This window comes from Chelatococcus sp. XZ-Ab1, assembly GCF_029309855.1.
GTDB classification, from domain to species: Bacteria; Pseudomonadota; Alphaproteobacteria; order Rhizobiales; family Beijerinckiaceae; genus Chelatococcus_A; species Chelatococcus_A sambhunathii.
The window spans coordinates 291,062-305,773 of the sequence record NZ_JARKII010000002.1; the positions used below are offsets into that span (position 1 = coordinate 291,062).

Genomic DNA, 14,712 nt, shown 5'->3' on the forward strand with positions numbered 1-14,712 from the left:
ATCAGTCGTCGGAAGGGGAAGCAAGCACGTCGGTGCCGAGGATGACGTCCCCGCCGCAGGCGATGTCCTGCTGGATGGCGGCGCGCGCCCCGGCGGGGTCGGCCCGGCGCACGGCGTCGAGCACGGCATAGTGATGATCGATCATGGTCCGTCCGCCGCGCTCGTAGGCGGCCGAGATGACCGGCCCCATCTTCAGCCACAGCCGGTGCAGGATGGCGCGCAGCTGGCCGAGGCCGGCGATCTCGGCGAGCGCGAAGTGGAACACCTGGTTGAGCGCGACCGCCTTGTCGAGGCGCCCCTCGGCGAAGGCGCGCTCGTTGTCGGTGAGGATGGCGGCGAGGCGCCCGATGTCGTCGAGCGTCGCCTTGCGCGCCGCATCCTCCGCCGCAAGGCCCTCGAGCTCGAGGCGGATGCGGCGGATCTCCAGATATTCGTCCCGCTCCAGCACGGGCACGCGGATGTCGCGCGGGCTGCGCTGGACGAGCGCCCCGTCCTGCACGAGACGCAGGATGGCGTCGCGCACCGGGGTGACGCTCGTGCCCATCTCCTCGGCAATGTCGCGGATCTTCAACCGGACGCCGGGGCGCAGTTCGCCTTTGACCAGCGCTTCGGCGATGCGCTGGTACACCGCCTCGCCGAGACGCACGTGCTCGATCGCGTCGAAGGCCCGGGGCCTGACGCGCGCGCCGACGCTATGGCGGACGCGGACGATCACGGGACCTATCCCGCAAGCCCGGTCAGGAAGCGCTCGAGGCAGTCGCCGATGACGGAGACCTGGTAGCCGCCCTCCTGCACGACGACGGTCGGCAGGCCGGCGGCGCCGATCAGCCGGCCGACCCCGGCAAAGCCGTCCGTCGTGACCGAGAGCACGCTGAGCGGATCCGCCCGGTGGCTGTCGTAGCCGAGGGCGACGACGAGCGCCTCGGCGCCGAAGGCGGAGACCGCTTCGAGCCCGCGGGCCACGGCGGCGTGGAACGCCTCATCACCACTGCCGGCGGCGAGCGGCAGGTTGAGGTTGAAGCCTTCGCCCTCGCCCGAGCCGCGCTCGTCCGCATAGCCGATGTAGAAGGGATAGTAGATCTGCGGGTCGGCATGGACGGAGACCGTCAGCACGTCGGCCCGGCGATAGAAGACCTCCTGCGTGCCGTCGCCGTGATGGGCATCGACATCGAGCACCGCCACCTTGGCGAAACGCGAGCGCAGCCGCTGCGCGGCGATGGCCGAGTTGTTGAGATAGCAGAAGCCCGAGGCCCGGTCCGTGCGGCAGTGGTGGCCCGAGGGGCGGCACAGCGCATAGGCGTGGCGCTCGCCGCCAAGGACGGCATCGGCCGCGGCCGTCGCGGTATGGGTCGATGAGAGGGCCGAGCGCCACGTCTGCGGGCCGAGCGGCACGGCGAGGTCGCCGAGATAGTAGCCGGCCTCGGCCACGACGTGGCTGGAGCGGCACGGCGGCCGACCGTCCCGGTCGGGGCTGCCGTTCCAGTAGGGCGAGACGTTGGGCAGCACCTCCGGCCCGGCGTTCGGCAGTTTCACCCAGCGCTCGTAGGCCATGGCGAGGAAGTCGAGATAGTGCGGCGCGTGAATGGCGAGCGCCGGCGCGGTGCCGTAGTCCTCCGGCAGCTGCGGCGCGATGCCGACGCGCGTCAGCGCCGCCATGAGGGCTTCCGTGCGGCTCGGCAGGTCGGTCGGATCGGCGATGCGGCCGACGCGCATGAACTGCTTTGGGTCGTGGAGGTGCTGGTCCGGGTGGAAAAATGCGCGCATGGCGCTCGGCTCCTTGGCTGCGCGGGGCGCCCGCCCTCGTCAGGCGACGGCGGCGCGGGGGTTCCAGTGGCGACCCGGGATGGCCGCGATGAGCTTCTGCGTATAGGCGTGGCGCGGCGCATTGAAGACCTCGGCCGGGGGGCCGGCTTCGACGATGGCGCCGCGATACATCACCGCGATCTTGTCGCAGACCTCGGCCGCGACCCTGAGGTCGTGCGTGATGAAGATGACGGCGATGTCGAGCTTCTTCTGCAGGTCCTGCATCAGGTCGAGCACCTGCGCCTGCACCGAGACGTCGAGTGCCGACACGCTCTCATCCGCCACCAGCAGCTCGGGATCGAGCGCGAGCGCACGGGCGATGCCGACGCGCTGGCGCTGGCCGCCCGAGAACTCGTGCGGGTAGCGGTCATAGGCCGAGGGGTCGAGCCCGACGAGGGCGAGCAGGTCGCGCGCCTTCTTCTGCGCCTCGTCCATCGGCACACCGTTGGCGACCGGCCCGTCCGTGAGGATGCGGCCGATGGTGTGGCGCGGATTGAGCGAGGCAAAGGGATCCTGGAACACCATCTGCAGGTGCCGGCGCATGGGCCGGAAGGCCGCCTGCGAGAGCGGCACGAGGTCCTTGCCGCGGTAGCGGATCTCGCCGCCGTCCACGTCGGTGAGCTTGAGGATGCAGCGCCCGAGCGTCGATTTGCCGGAGCCGGATTCGCCGACGACGCCGAGCGTCTCGCCACGCCGCAGGGTGAAGCTGACATCGTCCACCGCCTTGACGATGCGCGGGCGTGTGAAGAGACCACCGCCGCTGCGGTAGGTCTTCTGAAGGTTGCGCACCTCGAGGAGCGGCTCGCCGGCGGCCTCGGCGCGCGTGGCGCTCTCGTCGGGATGCGGCACGGCCGCGATCAGGCGGCGCGTATAGGGATGCTGGGGCCGGTTGAGCACGTCGTCCGCCGTGCCCTGCTCCACGATGAGCCCCTTCTCCATCACCACCACCTTGTCGGCGATGTCGGCGACGACGCCGAAATCGTGGGTGATGAAGAGCACACCCATGCCCTTGGCGCGCTGGATGCGGCGGATGAGCTCGAGGATCTGCGCCTGGGTCGTCACGTCGAGCGCCGTCGTCGGCTCGTCGGCGATGAGCATCGCCGGCTCGAGCGCGAGCGCCATGGCGATCATGACGCGCTGGCGCTGCCCGCCCGAGAGGCGGAAGGGATAGGAATGGCGCAGGCTCGCCGGGTCCGGCAGGCCGACGTAGTCCAGCAGTTCGAGCACGCGCTCATCGCGGCTCCTGGCATCGCCCTCGCCGTGCACCAACATGACCTCGGCGATCTGCTCGCCCACCGTCATTAGCGGATTGAGCGCAGATAACGGCTCCTGGAAGATCATGGAGACGGTGCGGCCGCGCTCGCGCGCAAGCTCGGCTTCGCTCATGACCAGGAGATCGCGCCCCTGGAGGAGGACGCGGCCCGACGACGGCTTCAGGTAGGACGGCAGCAGCCCCATGATGGCGTTGGCCGTCATCGACTTGCCGGAACCGGATTCACCGACGACGCAGAGGATCTCGCCGGCTTCGAGCGTGTACGAAAGGTTCTCGACGGCATATTTGCGGTCGAAACCGGCGGGCAGCTCGATCGACAGGTTGTCGACCTTGAGGAGAGGTGTGGTCGGCTTCATCGTCTCGTCCTCACCCCTTGCGACCGCGCAGGTGGGGGTTCATGGCGTCGTTCAGCCCCTCGCCGATCAGGTTGATGGCGAGCACCGTGACGAGAATGGCGACACCGGGAAAGACGCTGAGCCACCAGGCCTCGCGCAGCATGGTGCGCGCCGCGCCGATCATGAAGCCCCAGCTCATCATGTTGCGGTCGCCGAGGCCGAGGAAGGACAGGGAGCTCTCCGTTAGGATGGCGGTCGCGACCATCAGCGAGGCGGTGACGATGATGGGCGAGATGGCATTGGGCAGGATCTGCGTCGCCATGATGCGCGGGCCCGTCTGGCCGACAACCACCGCCGCCTGCACGAACTCGCGCGAGCGCAGGCTCAGGAACTCGCCGCGCACCAGCCGCGCCACCGGCGGCCAGGAGACGACGGCGATGGCAAGCGTGATGGAGGTGATGTTGGGGCTGAAGATGGCCACCAGCACCACCGCCATGGCGAAGGCCGGGATGGTCTGGAAGAACTCGGTGAAGCGCATCAGCATGTCGTCCACGCGCCCGCCGTAGAAGCCGGCGAGCGCGCCGAGCGCCACCCCGATGACGACCGCGACCGCCGTCGAGATGATGCCGATGAGGAGCGAGACGCGCGCGCCATAGGCGATGCCGGCGGCGATGTCGCGGCCGAGCAGATCCGTGCCGAGCGGATATGCGGGATCCTCGAAGGGGCCGAGCAGCGGCTCGCTCACGCCCTGCCAGGGGCTGACGGGATAGAGGACGGGCGCGGCGAGCGCGACGAGGACCACGACCACGAGGATCGCGAGGCCGATCAGCGCGCCGACGTTCTGCGCATAGCGGCGAAGGAAGCTCATGGCCGTTACCCTGCAGTTTCGATGCGCGGATCGACGAAGCGATAGAGCAGATCCGCCACGAGGTTCACGAGGACGACGACGGCCGCCGTGACGAGGAAGACGCCGAGCAGGACCGGATAGTCCCGCTGCATCAGCGCGTCGAACATCAGCCGGCCGATGCCTGGCCAGGCGAAGACGGTCTCGGTCAGCACCGCCCCGCCGACGAGCTGGCCGGCCTGGACGCTGGCAAAGGTGAAGACCGGCAGGATGGCGTTGCGCAGCACATGCCGGCGGATGATGCGCCCCTTGGGCACGCCCTTGGCGCGGGCCGTCTTGACGAAGTCGAGGTTCATCACCTCGAGCATGGAGGCGCGGGTGAGGCGCGTGTAGACGGCCGTGAAGAAGAGGCCGAGCGTCACGGTGGGCAGCACCAGATGGTGGGCAATGTCCATGACCCGCGCCCAGCCGGTATAGCCGGCGCCGATGCTCTCCATGTCGAAGGGCGGCAGCCAGTCGAGATGGATGGAGAAGATGAGGACGGCCATCAGCGCCACCCAGAAGAGGGGCGTCGCGTAGAAGATGAGCGCGCCCGTCATGATCAGGCTGTCGCCGAGGCTGCCGCGCTTGTAGGCGGCGAGCACGCCGAGCACAATGCCGAGGACAAGCGAGAAGAGGAAGGCGCTGCCGGTCAGGAGCAGGGTCGCCGGCAGGCGCTCCATGATGAGATCGGCGACCGGCACCTGGTTGCGGTAGGAATAGCCGAGATCGCCGGACAGGACGTTCTGGAGATAGCTGAGGAGTTGCACGTAGAGCGGCTGGTCGAGACCGAACTGGGCCCTGAGCTGGGCGATGAACTGCTCGTCGCCGGCACCCGCCTCGCCCGCCAGCACTGCCGCCGGGTCGCCCGGCGCGAGCTGGATGAGCAGGAAGTTGAGGATCACCACCCCGAGGACGACGAAGGCCGCCTTGGCGAGGCGCTGGATGAGGAACTCGAGCGTCTTCACGCTTTACTCCGGAGTTTGGCTTGGCCCCCGGCCAGCGGGCGCAGGGGGGCGGGCACGGATGCCCTCGCCCACCCGCCCGGCGTCGCGCGGGCGGCGCCGGGCTTGAGGGATCGACCCGCGTCAGATCGACCGGCGCGTCACTTAGCGATCCAGACGTCGTCCATCGACTCGTTGACGCCGATGCCGGTGCGCACGAGGTTCTTCACCTTGTCGCGCATGATGGTGACGTTGCGCTGCTCGAACAGCCAGCCGAGCGCCACGTCGTCCGTGATCATCTTCTGCACCTCGGCATAGGCGGCCTTGGCCTCCGCCTCGTCCACCGCGCTCGCGGCCTTGAGGAACAGCTCGTCCACGGCCGGGTTCTGGTAGCCCTCGTTGTTGGCGAAGGGCGTGCCCTTAATGATGTTGGTCGACAGGTAATGGCGAGCGACGCCGAGCGCCGGGTCACCGTACTGGTAGGTGAAGTTGAAGGTGATGTCGAAGTCCCACTCTGACAGGGCCTGCGACCAGCCGCCGGCATCGACCGCGCGGATGTCCACCTTGAAGCCGAGCTGCTCGAGCTGCTGCTTGACATATTCGGCCATGCGGTCCCACTGCGTGCCGTAGGGGATCGGCATGAGGCGGATGGTGTGCTCCTGCGGCTTCACGCCGGACTGGGCGATGAGTTCCTTCGCCTTGGCAAGGTCGAAGGGATAGGTCGACACGTCGTCGGAGAAGAAGCGCGTCGTCGAGGCGAAGGGGCTGACCGCCGGCTTGCCGAGGCCGAACCAGACGTTGCGGACGATGAAGTCCCGGTCGATCGCATGCATGATGGCCTTGCGCACCAGCTTGTTGTCGAACGGGGCCTTGCGCATGTTCCACTGCATGAAGACGAGCGGGGAATACATCTCCCAGCCATCCGTCGTCGTCGTGACGCCCTGGAGCTTCGACAGGCGCCGCACCTCGAAGCCTTCCACGTCGCCGCCGCGCAGCACGTCGACGGTGCCCTTCTCGAAGGCCACGGCGCGCGAGGCCGCGTCCGGCACGATGCGGAAGTAGAGTTCGTCAAGGTGGGGCATGCCCGGTTTCCAGTAGTCCTCGTTCTTCACGAGGTGGATGTAGGAGCCGCGCTTCCACTCCTTGAACTTGAAGGGACCGGTGCCGATGGGCGCCTGGTTGGCCGGGTTGGTGCGATAGTCCGTGCCGTCATAGATGTGTTTCGGCACCACCGGGAAGGAACTGAGCTCGAAGGCGTAGAGGAAGGCCGAGAACGGCCGCTTGAGCTTGAACACCACCGTATCCGGCGAGGGCGACGTGATGCTCTCGATGTAGGTGTTGGCGATGTAGCGCCAGCGCGGATGCGCCTCGCGCAGGAACTTGTCGGCGGTGAAGACGACGTCCTCGGCCGAGAACGGCCTGCCGTCGTGCCACTTCACCCCCTCCTGGATGGTGAAGGTGTAGGTGAGCCCGTCCTCCGACACCTCCCAGGCCTTGGCGAGCGACGGCAGGACCTTGAGGTCCTTCCCGTAGCTCAGGAGGCCCTGGTAGATCTGGCCGCCGACGTAGAGCGTCGGCCCCTGGGTGTTGAGCCCAACCATGAGCATCGGCGGCTCGGGCTGGGCGATCATGTTGAGCGTGCCGCCCGGCGTCGGCTTCTCCTGCGCACCCGCCGCCGCGGCGAGCGTGAGACCGGCAAGGCCGACGAGCCCCGCGATCAACCGGCTAGACTTCTTCATCCACTCCCCCTTGCTGCTTGCCCTGCCTCACGGCCATGGCCTTGCCAGGGCGTCGCAAGGCCTGTGCCAATCCGGTGCGAGACGAAGAAGGGAATGAAGGCACGGCAAGGCGAATGCGCCACCTTGCACGCCCGGCCCTCGCGGCCGGTTTCCCCGCTTGCGATCGTCTCCTCCTGACGGGCGGCGGTGGCCTTGTGGCCGTTCTCGCCGGCGCTCCCGTCAGCATTGCGCCTACCCCTGCCCAGCGATGGAGCAAGCGCCCAATTAAGATGCATCATACAGCATCTGCGTCAATTATATTCGACACCCGGGAACGACACGTCCCCGGTTCATACAACTGCTTCAATGAGGAAGGGGCCACGCTGGCGCAGCGCGCCGTCGAAGAGGCGGACAAAATCCTCGACGGTTTCGGCGCGCCCGGCCTCCACGCCCATGCCGCGCGCCATCGACACCCAGTCGAGCGCTGGATTGTCGAGCGTCAGCATGCGCTCGGCATTGCGGCCGAAGTGGTTGACGCCGACGTTGCGCATCTCGCCCTCGAGGATGGCGTAGCTGCGGTTGGCGAAGACGACGGTGACGATATCGAGCCGCTCGCGCGCCTGGGTCCACAACCCCTGCACCGTGAACATGCCGCTGCCGTCGGCCTGCAGCGCCACCACCTTGCGGTCCGGGCACGCCACCGCGGCGCCAGCCGCGAGCGGAATGCCGATGCCGATCGACCCACCCGTGATGCGCAGGTAGTCGTGCGGGGCGGAATCCTGCGAGAGCCCGAAGAAGCGGGCGCCCGCCGTGATGCTCTCGTCGCAGACGATGGCGCCTTCCGGCAGCATGCGCGCCACGGCAAGCGCCACCGCATCGTCCGTGAGCGTGCCACCCGGCAGCGCCATCTCGTCGGTGAAGCCCCGGCTCACCCGCACGGCTGCCTCGGCCGCGACGCCGATCTCGTCGGCGAGCCAGGCGAGCGCCTCGGCAAGGTCGTCGCCCGGGCGCGCGAGGTCCACGATCTCGCAATCCTCGCGCACGAGAAGGCCCGGCTTGCCGGGATAGGCGAAGAAGGCGACCGGGACCTTCGCGCCGACGACGATCATGGCGTCGATATCGGCAAGGGCGGCGAGCGCCGCGTCGACCGGATAGGGCACGTTGTCGATGGCGACGCGGCCCGCCCCGCGTTCCACGCGGCTGTTGGAGGTCTGCATCAGGAGGCGCGCGCCCGTTGCGGCGGCGATCCTGTCGGCCGTGGCGAGCGCATCGGCCCGCAGCGCGCGGCCGGTCAGGAGCAGCGCGACGCGCCGACCCGAGCGCAGCGTCTCGGCGGCCTGACGCACGGCCTCCGGCGTGACGGAGCGGAAGGGCGGCAGCGACGCCCGGCGCGGCGGAGTCCCGGCCGGCAGCTCGCCCCAGGCGGCATCGGCCGGCAGCACGAGCGTCGCGACGCCCGGCAGGCGCATGGCCGCCTCGTAAGCTTCCAGCGTCTTCGCCTCCACCTCCTCGGCACGGCCGATTCGGCCGTACCACTGCGACATGGGACGGGCGAGGCTGTCGATGTCGCTCGCCAGCGGCGCGTCGTGCTTGAGGAAATAGGTGGCGTGGTCGCCCACGACGTTGATCATCGGCGTGCGGGCGCGCCGGGCGTTGTGCAGGTTGGCGAGGCCGTTGGCGAGCCCAGGCCCGAGGTGGAGGAGCGTGGCCGCCGGCTTGTCCGCCATGCGCGCATAGCCGTCGGCCGCGCCGGTCACCACGCCCTCGAACAGGCCGAGGACGCAGCGCATCTGCGGCCGGCGGTCGAGCGCCGCCACGAAATGCATCTCGGACGTGCCCGGATTGGCGAAACACACGTCGATGTCATTGGCGAGCAGCGTCTCGCACAGCCGGTCGGCGCCGTTCATGTCATCCTCTTGAAAAGGGGTTGTCCCACGCTCAGGCGCTGACGGCCTCGGCCAGCGCCTCTTCGAGGATATCGAGTCCCTCGCTCACCTGCTCCTGCGGAATGGTCAGGGGCGCCAGAAGGCGGATGATATTGCCATCCGGCCCGCAGGTGAGGAGGATGAGGCCCTTTTCCTGCGCCTTCGCTACGAGCCGGCCGGCCAGTGCCGCATCGGGCTCGCGCTTCGTGCGGTCCTTGACCAGCTCGAAGGCCACCATGGCGCCGAGGCCGCGCACGTCGCCGATGGCGTTGAAGCTGTTGCGCCGGGCCATCTCGGTGAGGCGCTCGCGCATCATGGCACCGATCGTCTCGGCGCGCTCGCACAGCTTCTCGTCCTCGATCACGTCGAGCACCGCATGGGCGGCGGCGATGCCGATGGGGCTGCCGCCGTAGGTGCCGCCGAGCCCGCCGGGATGGGCCGCGTCCATCACCTCGGCCCGGCCGGTGACCGCCGCGAGCGGGAAGCCGCCGCCGAGCCCCTTGGCCATGGTGACGAGGTCCGGCACCACGCCCGCATGGTCGACCGCGAACATGCGCCCGGTGCGGGCGAGGCCGGTCTGGATCTCGTCGGCGACGAGCAGGATGCCGTGCTCGTCGCAGAGCGCGCGCAGCGCCGCGAGGAAATCGGCCGGCGCCGGATAGAAGCCGCCCTCCCCCTGCACGGGCTCGACGATGATGGCGGCGACTCGGGCCGGATCGACGTCGCTCTGGAAGAGCCGGTTGAGCCCCCTGAGCGCCTCGGCGGTGCCGACGCCGTGATAGGTCTTCGGATAGGGCACGTGATAGACGTCGGCCGGGAAGGGCCCGAAGCCCTTCTTGTAGGGCGCGACCTTGCCGGTGAGCGCCATGCCGAGCAGCGTGCGGCCGTGGAAGGCGCCGCCGAAGGCGATTACCGCCGGGCGCCCGGTATGGGCGCGGGCGATCTTGACGGCATTCTCCACCGCCTCGGCGCCGGTGGTGACGAACATCGTCTTCTTCGGGTGGTCGCCCGGCGTGAGGGCGTTGAGACGCTCGGCGAGGCGGATGTAGCTCTCGTAGGGCGCGACGTGGAAGCAGGTATGCGTGAAGCTCTCCGCCTGCTCCTTCACCGCGGCGATGATGCGCGGATGGCGGTGGCCGGTGTTGAGCACGGCGATGCCGGCGGCAAAGTCGATGTAGCGCTTGCCGTCCACATCCCAGAGCTCGGCGTTCTCGGCCCGCGCGGCGAAGATCTGCTTGGTGGCGATGCCCTGCGGCACGGCCTCTTTCTGGCGCTTGCTCAATGTCTGCGTCGTCATGGCCTCTCGTCCTGCCGCGGCTGCCGGTTGTCGTTTCGCTCAAAATATTGAGCGGGCCGCGGAAGGCAAGCCCTCTCAATAGGCGGGGAGCCGGACCAATCGCCGAGCCTGCCAACATCCGAAACGGGCTTCCGGCGATGTCCCCCGGCTGCATTCCTCTTGCAGCGCTGCCGTTTGGCGACGCCTTGGCCCGTCTTAGGTCGGCAGAGGCACTCTGCTGCCGGCCTTGACGATCCCCGCTTGCGGCGAGCCAGCAACCATCCTACCACTGTCATGCATAGAATTTTGAGCGTCCAGCGGCGCTCGGTCGCGGGCATAAATCAAGAGAAGCGAAGCCATGAAGGACCATCTCCAGTTCTACATCGACGGTGCCTGGGTGCCGGCCTCCGGCGGGCGCACGCTCGAGGTCGTCAATCCGGCGACCGAAGAGGCCTATGCCCGCATCGCGCTCGGCGAGACGGCCGATGTGGACAAGGCCGTGGCCGCGGCCAAGCGCGCCTTCGGCCGCTTCGCCCATGCGAGCCGCAAGGAGCGCGTCGAGCTGCTCGAATCGGTGATCGCCGTCTACAAGAAGCGCTACGATGACATCGCCGAGGCCATCAGTGACGAGATGGGCGCACCGATAAGCTTCGCCCGGCAGGCACAGGCCGCCGCCGGCCTCGGCCATCTCTCGGAGGTGCTGCGCGTCCTGCGCGACTACGAATTCGACGAGGTCGTCAACGAGACCGTGGTGACCCGCGAGCCTGTGGGCGTGTGCGGCTTCATCACGCCGTGGAACTGGCCGCTCAACCAGATTGCCTGCAAGGTCGGGCCGGCGCTCGCCGCCGGCTGCACCATGGTGATCAAGCCGAGCGAGGTCGCCCCGATCTCCGGCATCGTCTTCACCGAGGTGATGCACGAGGCCGGCGTGCCGGCCGGCATCTACAACATGGTCAACGGCGACGGGCCGACGGTGGGCCAGGCGCTCGCCACCCATCCGGACATCGACATGGTCTCCTTCACCGGCTCGACCCGGGCCGGCATCGCCGTGGCGCGGGCGGCCGCCGACACGGTCAAGCGCGTGGCGCAGGAGCTCGGCGGCAAGTCGCCCAACATCATCCTGCCCGATGCGGACATCGTGCGCGCCGTCACCCACGGCACGCGCCAGTGCTTCTCCAACAGCGGCCAGTCGTGCAACGCGCCGACGCGCATGCTGGTGCCCGCCGACCGGCAGGAGGAGGCGATCGCCGTCGCGCGCGAGGTGGCCGCGGCGACGGTGGTGGGCGATCCCCGCGCCGAGGGCACGACCATCGGCCCCGTCGTCAGCAAAGTGCAGTTCGACAGGATCCAGCGCCTTATCGAGCAGGGCATCGCCGAGGGCGCCCGGCTCGTCGCCGGCGGCCCCGGCCGGCCGGAGCACCTCAACCGCGGCTATTATATCCGCCCGACCGTCTTCGCCGACGTGCGCAACGACATGACCATCGCGCGCGAGGAGATCTTCGGGCCGGTGCTCTCCATCCTGCCCTACCGGGACGAGGAGGAGGCGATCGCCATCGCCAACGACACGGTCTACGGCCTGTCGAGCTACGTCACCTCCGGCGACCTCGACCACGCCCGCGCCGTGGCGCGGCGCATCCGTGCCGGCATGGTGCACATCAACGGCTCGCCCGGCGACCTCGCCGCCCCCTTCGGTGGCTACAAGCAATCCGGCAACGGCCGCGAGTGGGGCCGCTACGGCCTCGAGGATTTCCTCGAGGTCAAGTCGATGTTTGGCTACAATGCAAGAAGCGCTTAAGAAGTTGGGGCGGCTCGCGGGCCGCCCTTTTCATTTCACAGATAGGGCGGCGAGCAGGCGCTGACGACCGTGCAGCGCCCCTTGCCGACATTGCGGAAGCGGTGCGGGATGCGGCTGTCGAAGAGATAGGCGTCGCCGGCCTTGAGCACGCAGACCTCGTCGCCCACCGTCACCTCCAGCTCGCCCGTCAGCACCACGCCGCCCTCGTGCGAATCGTGGGCGAGCATGGTGAGCCCCGTGTCCGCGCCCGGCTCGTAGCTCTCGTGCAGGATCTGCAGGTTGTGGGCATGGGCGTCGCCCACCTGGCGCAGCGTGAGCTTGCCTCGGGCGCGCGTGCCGTTGACCTGGTGCAGGCGCGAGGTGAGGTCGACGAGCTCGTCGGCGGCAAAAAACACCTTGTTCCTGACCGGCCGGTCCTCCTCGAAGAACTGGGCCATGGTCATCGGAATGCCTTCGAGGATCTTGCGCAGCGAGGCGACGGACGGGCTGTTCTTGTTCTGCTCGATGAGCGAGATGAGCCCGTGGGTCACGCCGGCGCGGGACGCCAGCTCGCGCTGCGACAGGCCGGCGGCTTGCCTGATCTGTCTGAGGCGGGCGCCCACGTCGAATGTCATCTCGTCCCTCCGGCGCATCGGCGCCCCTGCCGCAAGCACGGATTTGGCTGCGGCGCGGGGCATCCGTCAATTGTTCGAAGGGAGCAAATGCCCGAACCGTCAGCGTTCGTCCAGCCGGGCGCGCCGTCGGCGTCCCCCTCCGGCCGGTTGCGGCTTCACATCGTCCAGCCGCCGTCGATGACGTGGGCCTGGCCGGTGGTATAGGCGGCCTCGTCGCTGGCAAGATAGACGACGAGGGCCGCGATCTCCTCCGGCTTGCCGATGCGGCCGATGGGCTGGCGGGCGATGAAGGCGGCCTTGGCGGCCTCGTAATCGCCCTGAGCCCTCAGCCGCTCGTCGAGCGAGGGGGATTGCACCGTGCCCGGGCAGATGGCGTTACAGCGGATGCCGCGCCCCACATAGTCGGTGGCGACCGACTTGGTGAGACCGATCACAGCCGCCTTCGAGGCGCTGTAGGCGAAGCGGTTGGGCACCGCCTTCACGCTCGAGGCAACCGAAGCCATGTTGATGATGGAGCCGCCGCCCTTCTCGAGCATGCCCGGCAGATAGGCGCGGATGGTGCGGTAGGCTGCCGTGACGTTGAGCTGCAGCGCGAAGGCAAGATCCTCCGGCGGGCAGTCGAGGATCGCCCCGGCATGGACGATTCCGGCGCAGTTGAAGAGAATGTCGACGGCACCGGTGCGCTCGCGTGCGGCGGAAACGTCGGCGTCGCTCAGCACATCGAGGCGGAAGGGCTCGATGCGGGCATCCGCCTGCTTGAGCGCAGCAAAGGCCGCCTCGTTGATATCCGTCGCGAAGACCCTGGCGCCGGCCCTGGCCAGGGCCACGGCCGACGCGAAACCGATGCCCTGTCCAGCCGCCGTCACCAGCGCCGACTTGCCGCTCAAATCGAACATCCCGGATCACTCCCCATCTGTCGCGGCCACGCCGCGGAGCCTTCACTGGTGGCGCATGGCACCTGCATCTTGCTACTTATCCGCCTCGCAATGGTCGGTACAGACACCGGATCCGTTACTCTCGCAATTTGCGGGCAAGCAATGACGGTCCCCAATCGAGCTGTCATGACCAAGGACGTTATCGATCTGATGGCTGCGAAGGTGCTCTTCAAAGCTGAATGGGTCCGTCATGATTGTCCCCGTGGAGCCCGCCGGGCATATCGGCGGGAGCGATCGCGCTTCCCACCAGCCGCGACTGCGGCCACGGACTGTCACACCGCTCGGGCTGACAACGCTGCCGTTGCAGCGCCATCCCTGCTGCCGCATGCAAGCCATGCGGGGAGGGAATATGCGCTCGCGGCATCTTCGGTCATAGATGGCGCACCGCTCGCGGGCGGTCCGACCTGCCGGCTGCGGGCCGCGAAAACGTTGCGGCACGCGGCTTGCACCTGCCCGCCCATGGACCACTTTCGGGTGCCTCCCGTCCCATGACGGAGCACCGCCGGCAGCGTCGACGAGGTCGTGGAGTTAACGTGCACATCGTCCTCTTCAATCCGAATTCGAACGAGGCAACGACCGACACCATGGTCGCCATCGCGCGCGAGGCGGCGGCGGGTTCGGCCATGATAACAGGGCGCACGGCGCCCTTCGGCGCGCGCATGATCGTCGACCAGACGGCCCTGTCGAAGAGCGGCGAGGCCATCGCGCAGATGGCCAAGGACCTCGCGGCCGAGATCGCGGCCGGCCGGCAGCGCGTCGATGCCGTGATCGTCTCGGCCTTCGGCGACCCGGGCCTCGATGCGGCGCGCGACGCCCTGCCCTGCCCGGTCATCGGCATCGGGGAAGCCGGCATGGCCGAGGCGGCCGCTGGCGGACGTCCGTTCGCCGTGGTCACGACGACGCCCGGCCTCGTCGAGGCCATCAACGCACGCGCGGCCGCGCTCGGCTACACGGCCCAGTTCCGCGGCACGCGCCTCACGGAAGGCGACCCGACCGAGCTGACCGCGGCTCCGGCCCGGCTGGAAGCGGCGCTCGCCGCGGCCGTCGATGCCTCCGTCGAAGAGGACGGCGCCGAGGCCGTGATCATCGGCGGCGGGCCGCTCGCCCGCGTCGCCAAGCTGCTGACGCCCCGCTCCGCCGTCCCGATCATCGAGCCGGTGCCGGCCGCCATCCGCCGGGCGCTGACCCTGTCGGCCGCGGCCGCCTGAAGG

The 14,712-nt window shown here is 68.8% G+C and carries 12 protein-coding genes; 2 read left to right on the forward strand and 10 right to left on the reverse strand.

Annotation, left to right across the window (positions count from 1 at the left end):
• Position 1 precedes the first annotated feature (1 nt).
• The 8 genes from P2T65_RS04760 to gabT all read right to left on the reverse strand — a co-directional run bounded on the left by P2T65_RS04760 (position 2) and on the right by gabT (position 10,178).
• Positions 2–715 (reverse strand): GntR family transcriptional regulator, encoded by a 714-nt coding sequence (locus P2T65_RS04760; protein ID WP_276199307.1) that lies wholly within the window; start codon positions 713–715, stop codon positions 2–4.
• 5 nt (positions 716–720) lie between these two features.
• The gene (locus tag P2T65_RS04765) at positions 721–1,764 is read right to left on the reverse strand and encodes a histone deacetylase family protein (RefSeq protein WP_276199308.1); all 1,044 of its coding nucleotides are present in this window, start codon (positions 1,762–1,764) and stop codon (positions 721–723) included.
• Between the two features lie 39 nt (positions 1,765–1,803).
• Positions 1,804–3,432: an ABC transporter ATP-binding protein gene (locus P2T65_RS04770; RefSeq protein WP_276199309.1), complete on the reverse strand. Its 1,629-nt coding sequence runs from the start codon at positions 3,430–3,432 to the stop codon at positions 1,804–1,806.
• A gap of 10 nt (positions 3,433–3,442) precedes the next feature.
• Complete coding sequence (locus P2T65_RS04775) at positions 3,443–4,279, reverse strand: ABC transporter permease (RefSeq protein ID WP_276199310.1); 837 nt, start codon at positions 4,277–4,279, stop codon at positions 3,443–3,445.
• Between the two features lie 5 nt (positions 4,280–4,284).
• Complete coding sequence (locus tag P2T65_RS04780) at positions 4,285–5,262, reverse strand: ABC transporter permease (RefSeq protein WP_071924628.1); 978 nt, start codon at positions 5,260–5,262, stop codon at positions 4,285–4,287.
• 137 nt (positions 5,263–5,399) lie between these two features.
• Positions 5,400–6,977, reverse strand: coding sequence for an ABC transporter substrate-binding protein (locus tag P2T65_RS04785; RefSeq protein ID WP_276199311.1), 1,578 nt, complete (start codon positions 6,975–6,977; stop codon positions 5,400–5,402).
• Between the two features lie 329 nt (positions 6,978–7,306).
• Complete coding sequence (locus P2T65_RS04790) at positions 7,307–8,863, reverse strand: acetolactate synthase large subunit (RefSeq protein ID WP_276199312.1); 1,557 nt, start codon at positions 8,861–8,863, stop codon at positions 7,307–7,309.
• Positions 8,864–8,894: 31 nt separating this feature from the next.
• Positions 8,895–10,178, reverse strand: a complete 1,284-nt coding sequence (gene gabT / locus P2T65_RS04795) for a 4-aminobutyrate--2-oxoglutarate transaminase (protein WP_276199313.1) — start codon at positions 10,176–10,178, stop codon at positions 8,895–8,897.
• 337 nt (positions 10,179–10,515) lie between these two features.
• Between gabT and P2T65_RS04800 the strand changes: the two genes are divergently transcribed.
• Positions 10,516–11,952 carry an aldehyde dehydrogenase family protein gene (locus P2T65_RS04800; RefSeq protein ID WP_276199314.1) on the forward strand — a complete coding sequence of 479 codons (1,437 nt, stop codon included), beginning with the start codon at positions 10,516–10,518 and terminating at the stop codon, positions 11,950–11,952.
• A gap of 35 nt (positions 11,953–11,987) precedes the next feature.
• Here P2T65_RS04800 and P2T65_RS04805 read toward each other — a convergent pair whose 3' ends face one another.
• Together P2T65_RS04805 and P2T65_RS04810 are read right to left on the reverse strand one after the other, a co-directional pair.
• On the reverse strand, positions 11,988–12,566 hold the full coding sequence (locus tag P2T65_RS04805) for a cupin domain-containing protein (protein ID WP_050996660.1): 579 nt from the start codon (positions 12,564–12,566) through the stop codon (positions 11,988–11,990).
• Positions 12,567–12,721: 155 nt separating this feature from the next.
• On the reverse strand, positions 12,722–13,462 hold the full coding sequence (locus tag P2T65_RS04810) for an SDR family oxidoreductase (protein WP_055458731.1): 741 nt from the start codon (positions 13,460–13,462) through the stop codon (positions 12,722–12,724).
• Positions 13,463–14,034: 572 nt separating this feature from the next.
• Between P2T65_RS04810 and P2T65_RS04815 the strand changes: the two genes are divergently transcribed.
• Entirely contained in the window at positions 14,035–14,709 is a 675-nt protein-coding gene (locus P2T65_RS04815; RefSeq protein ID WP_019403499.1) for an aspartate/glutamate racemase family protein, read from the forward strand.
• Positions 14,710–14,712: the final 3 nt, after the last annotated feature.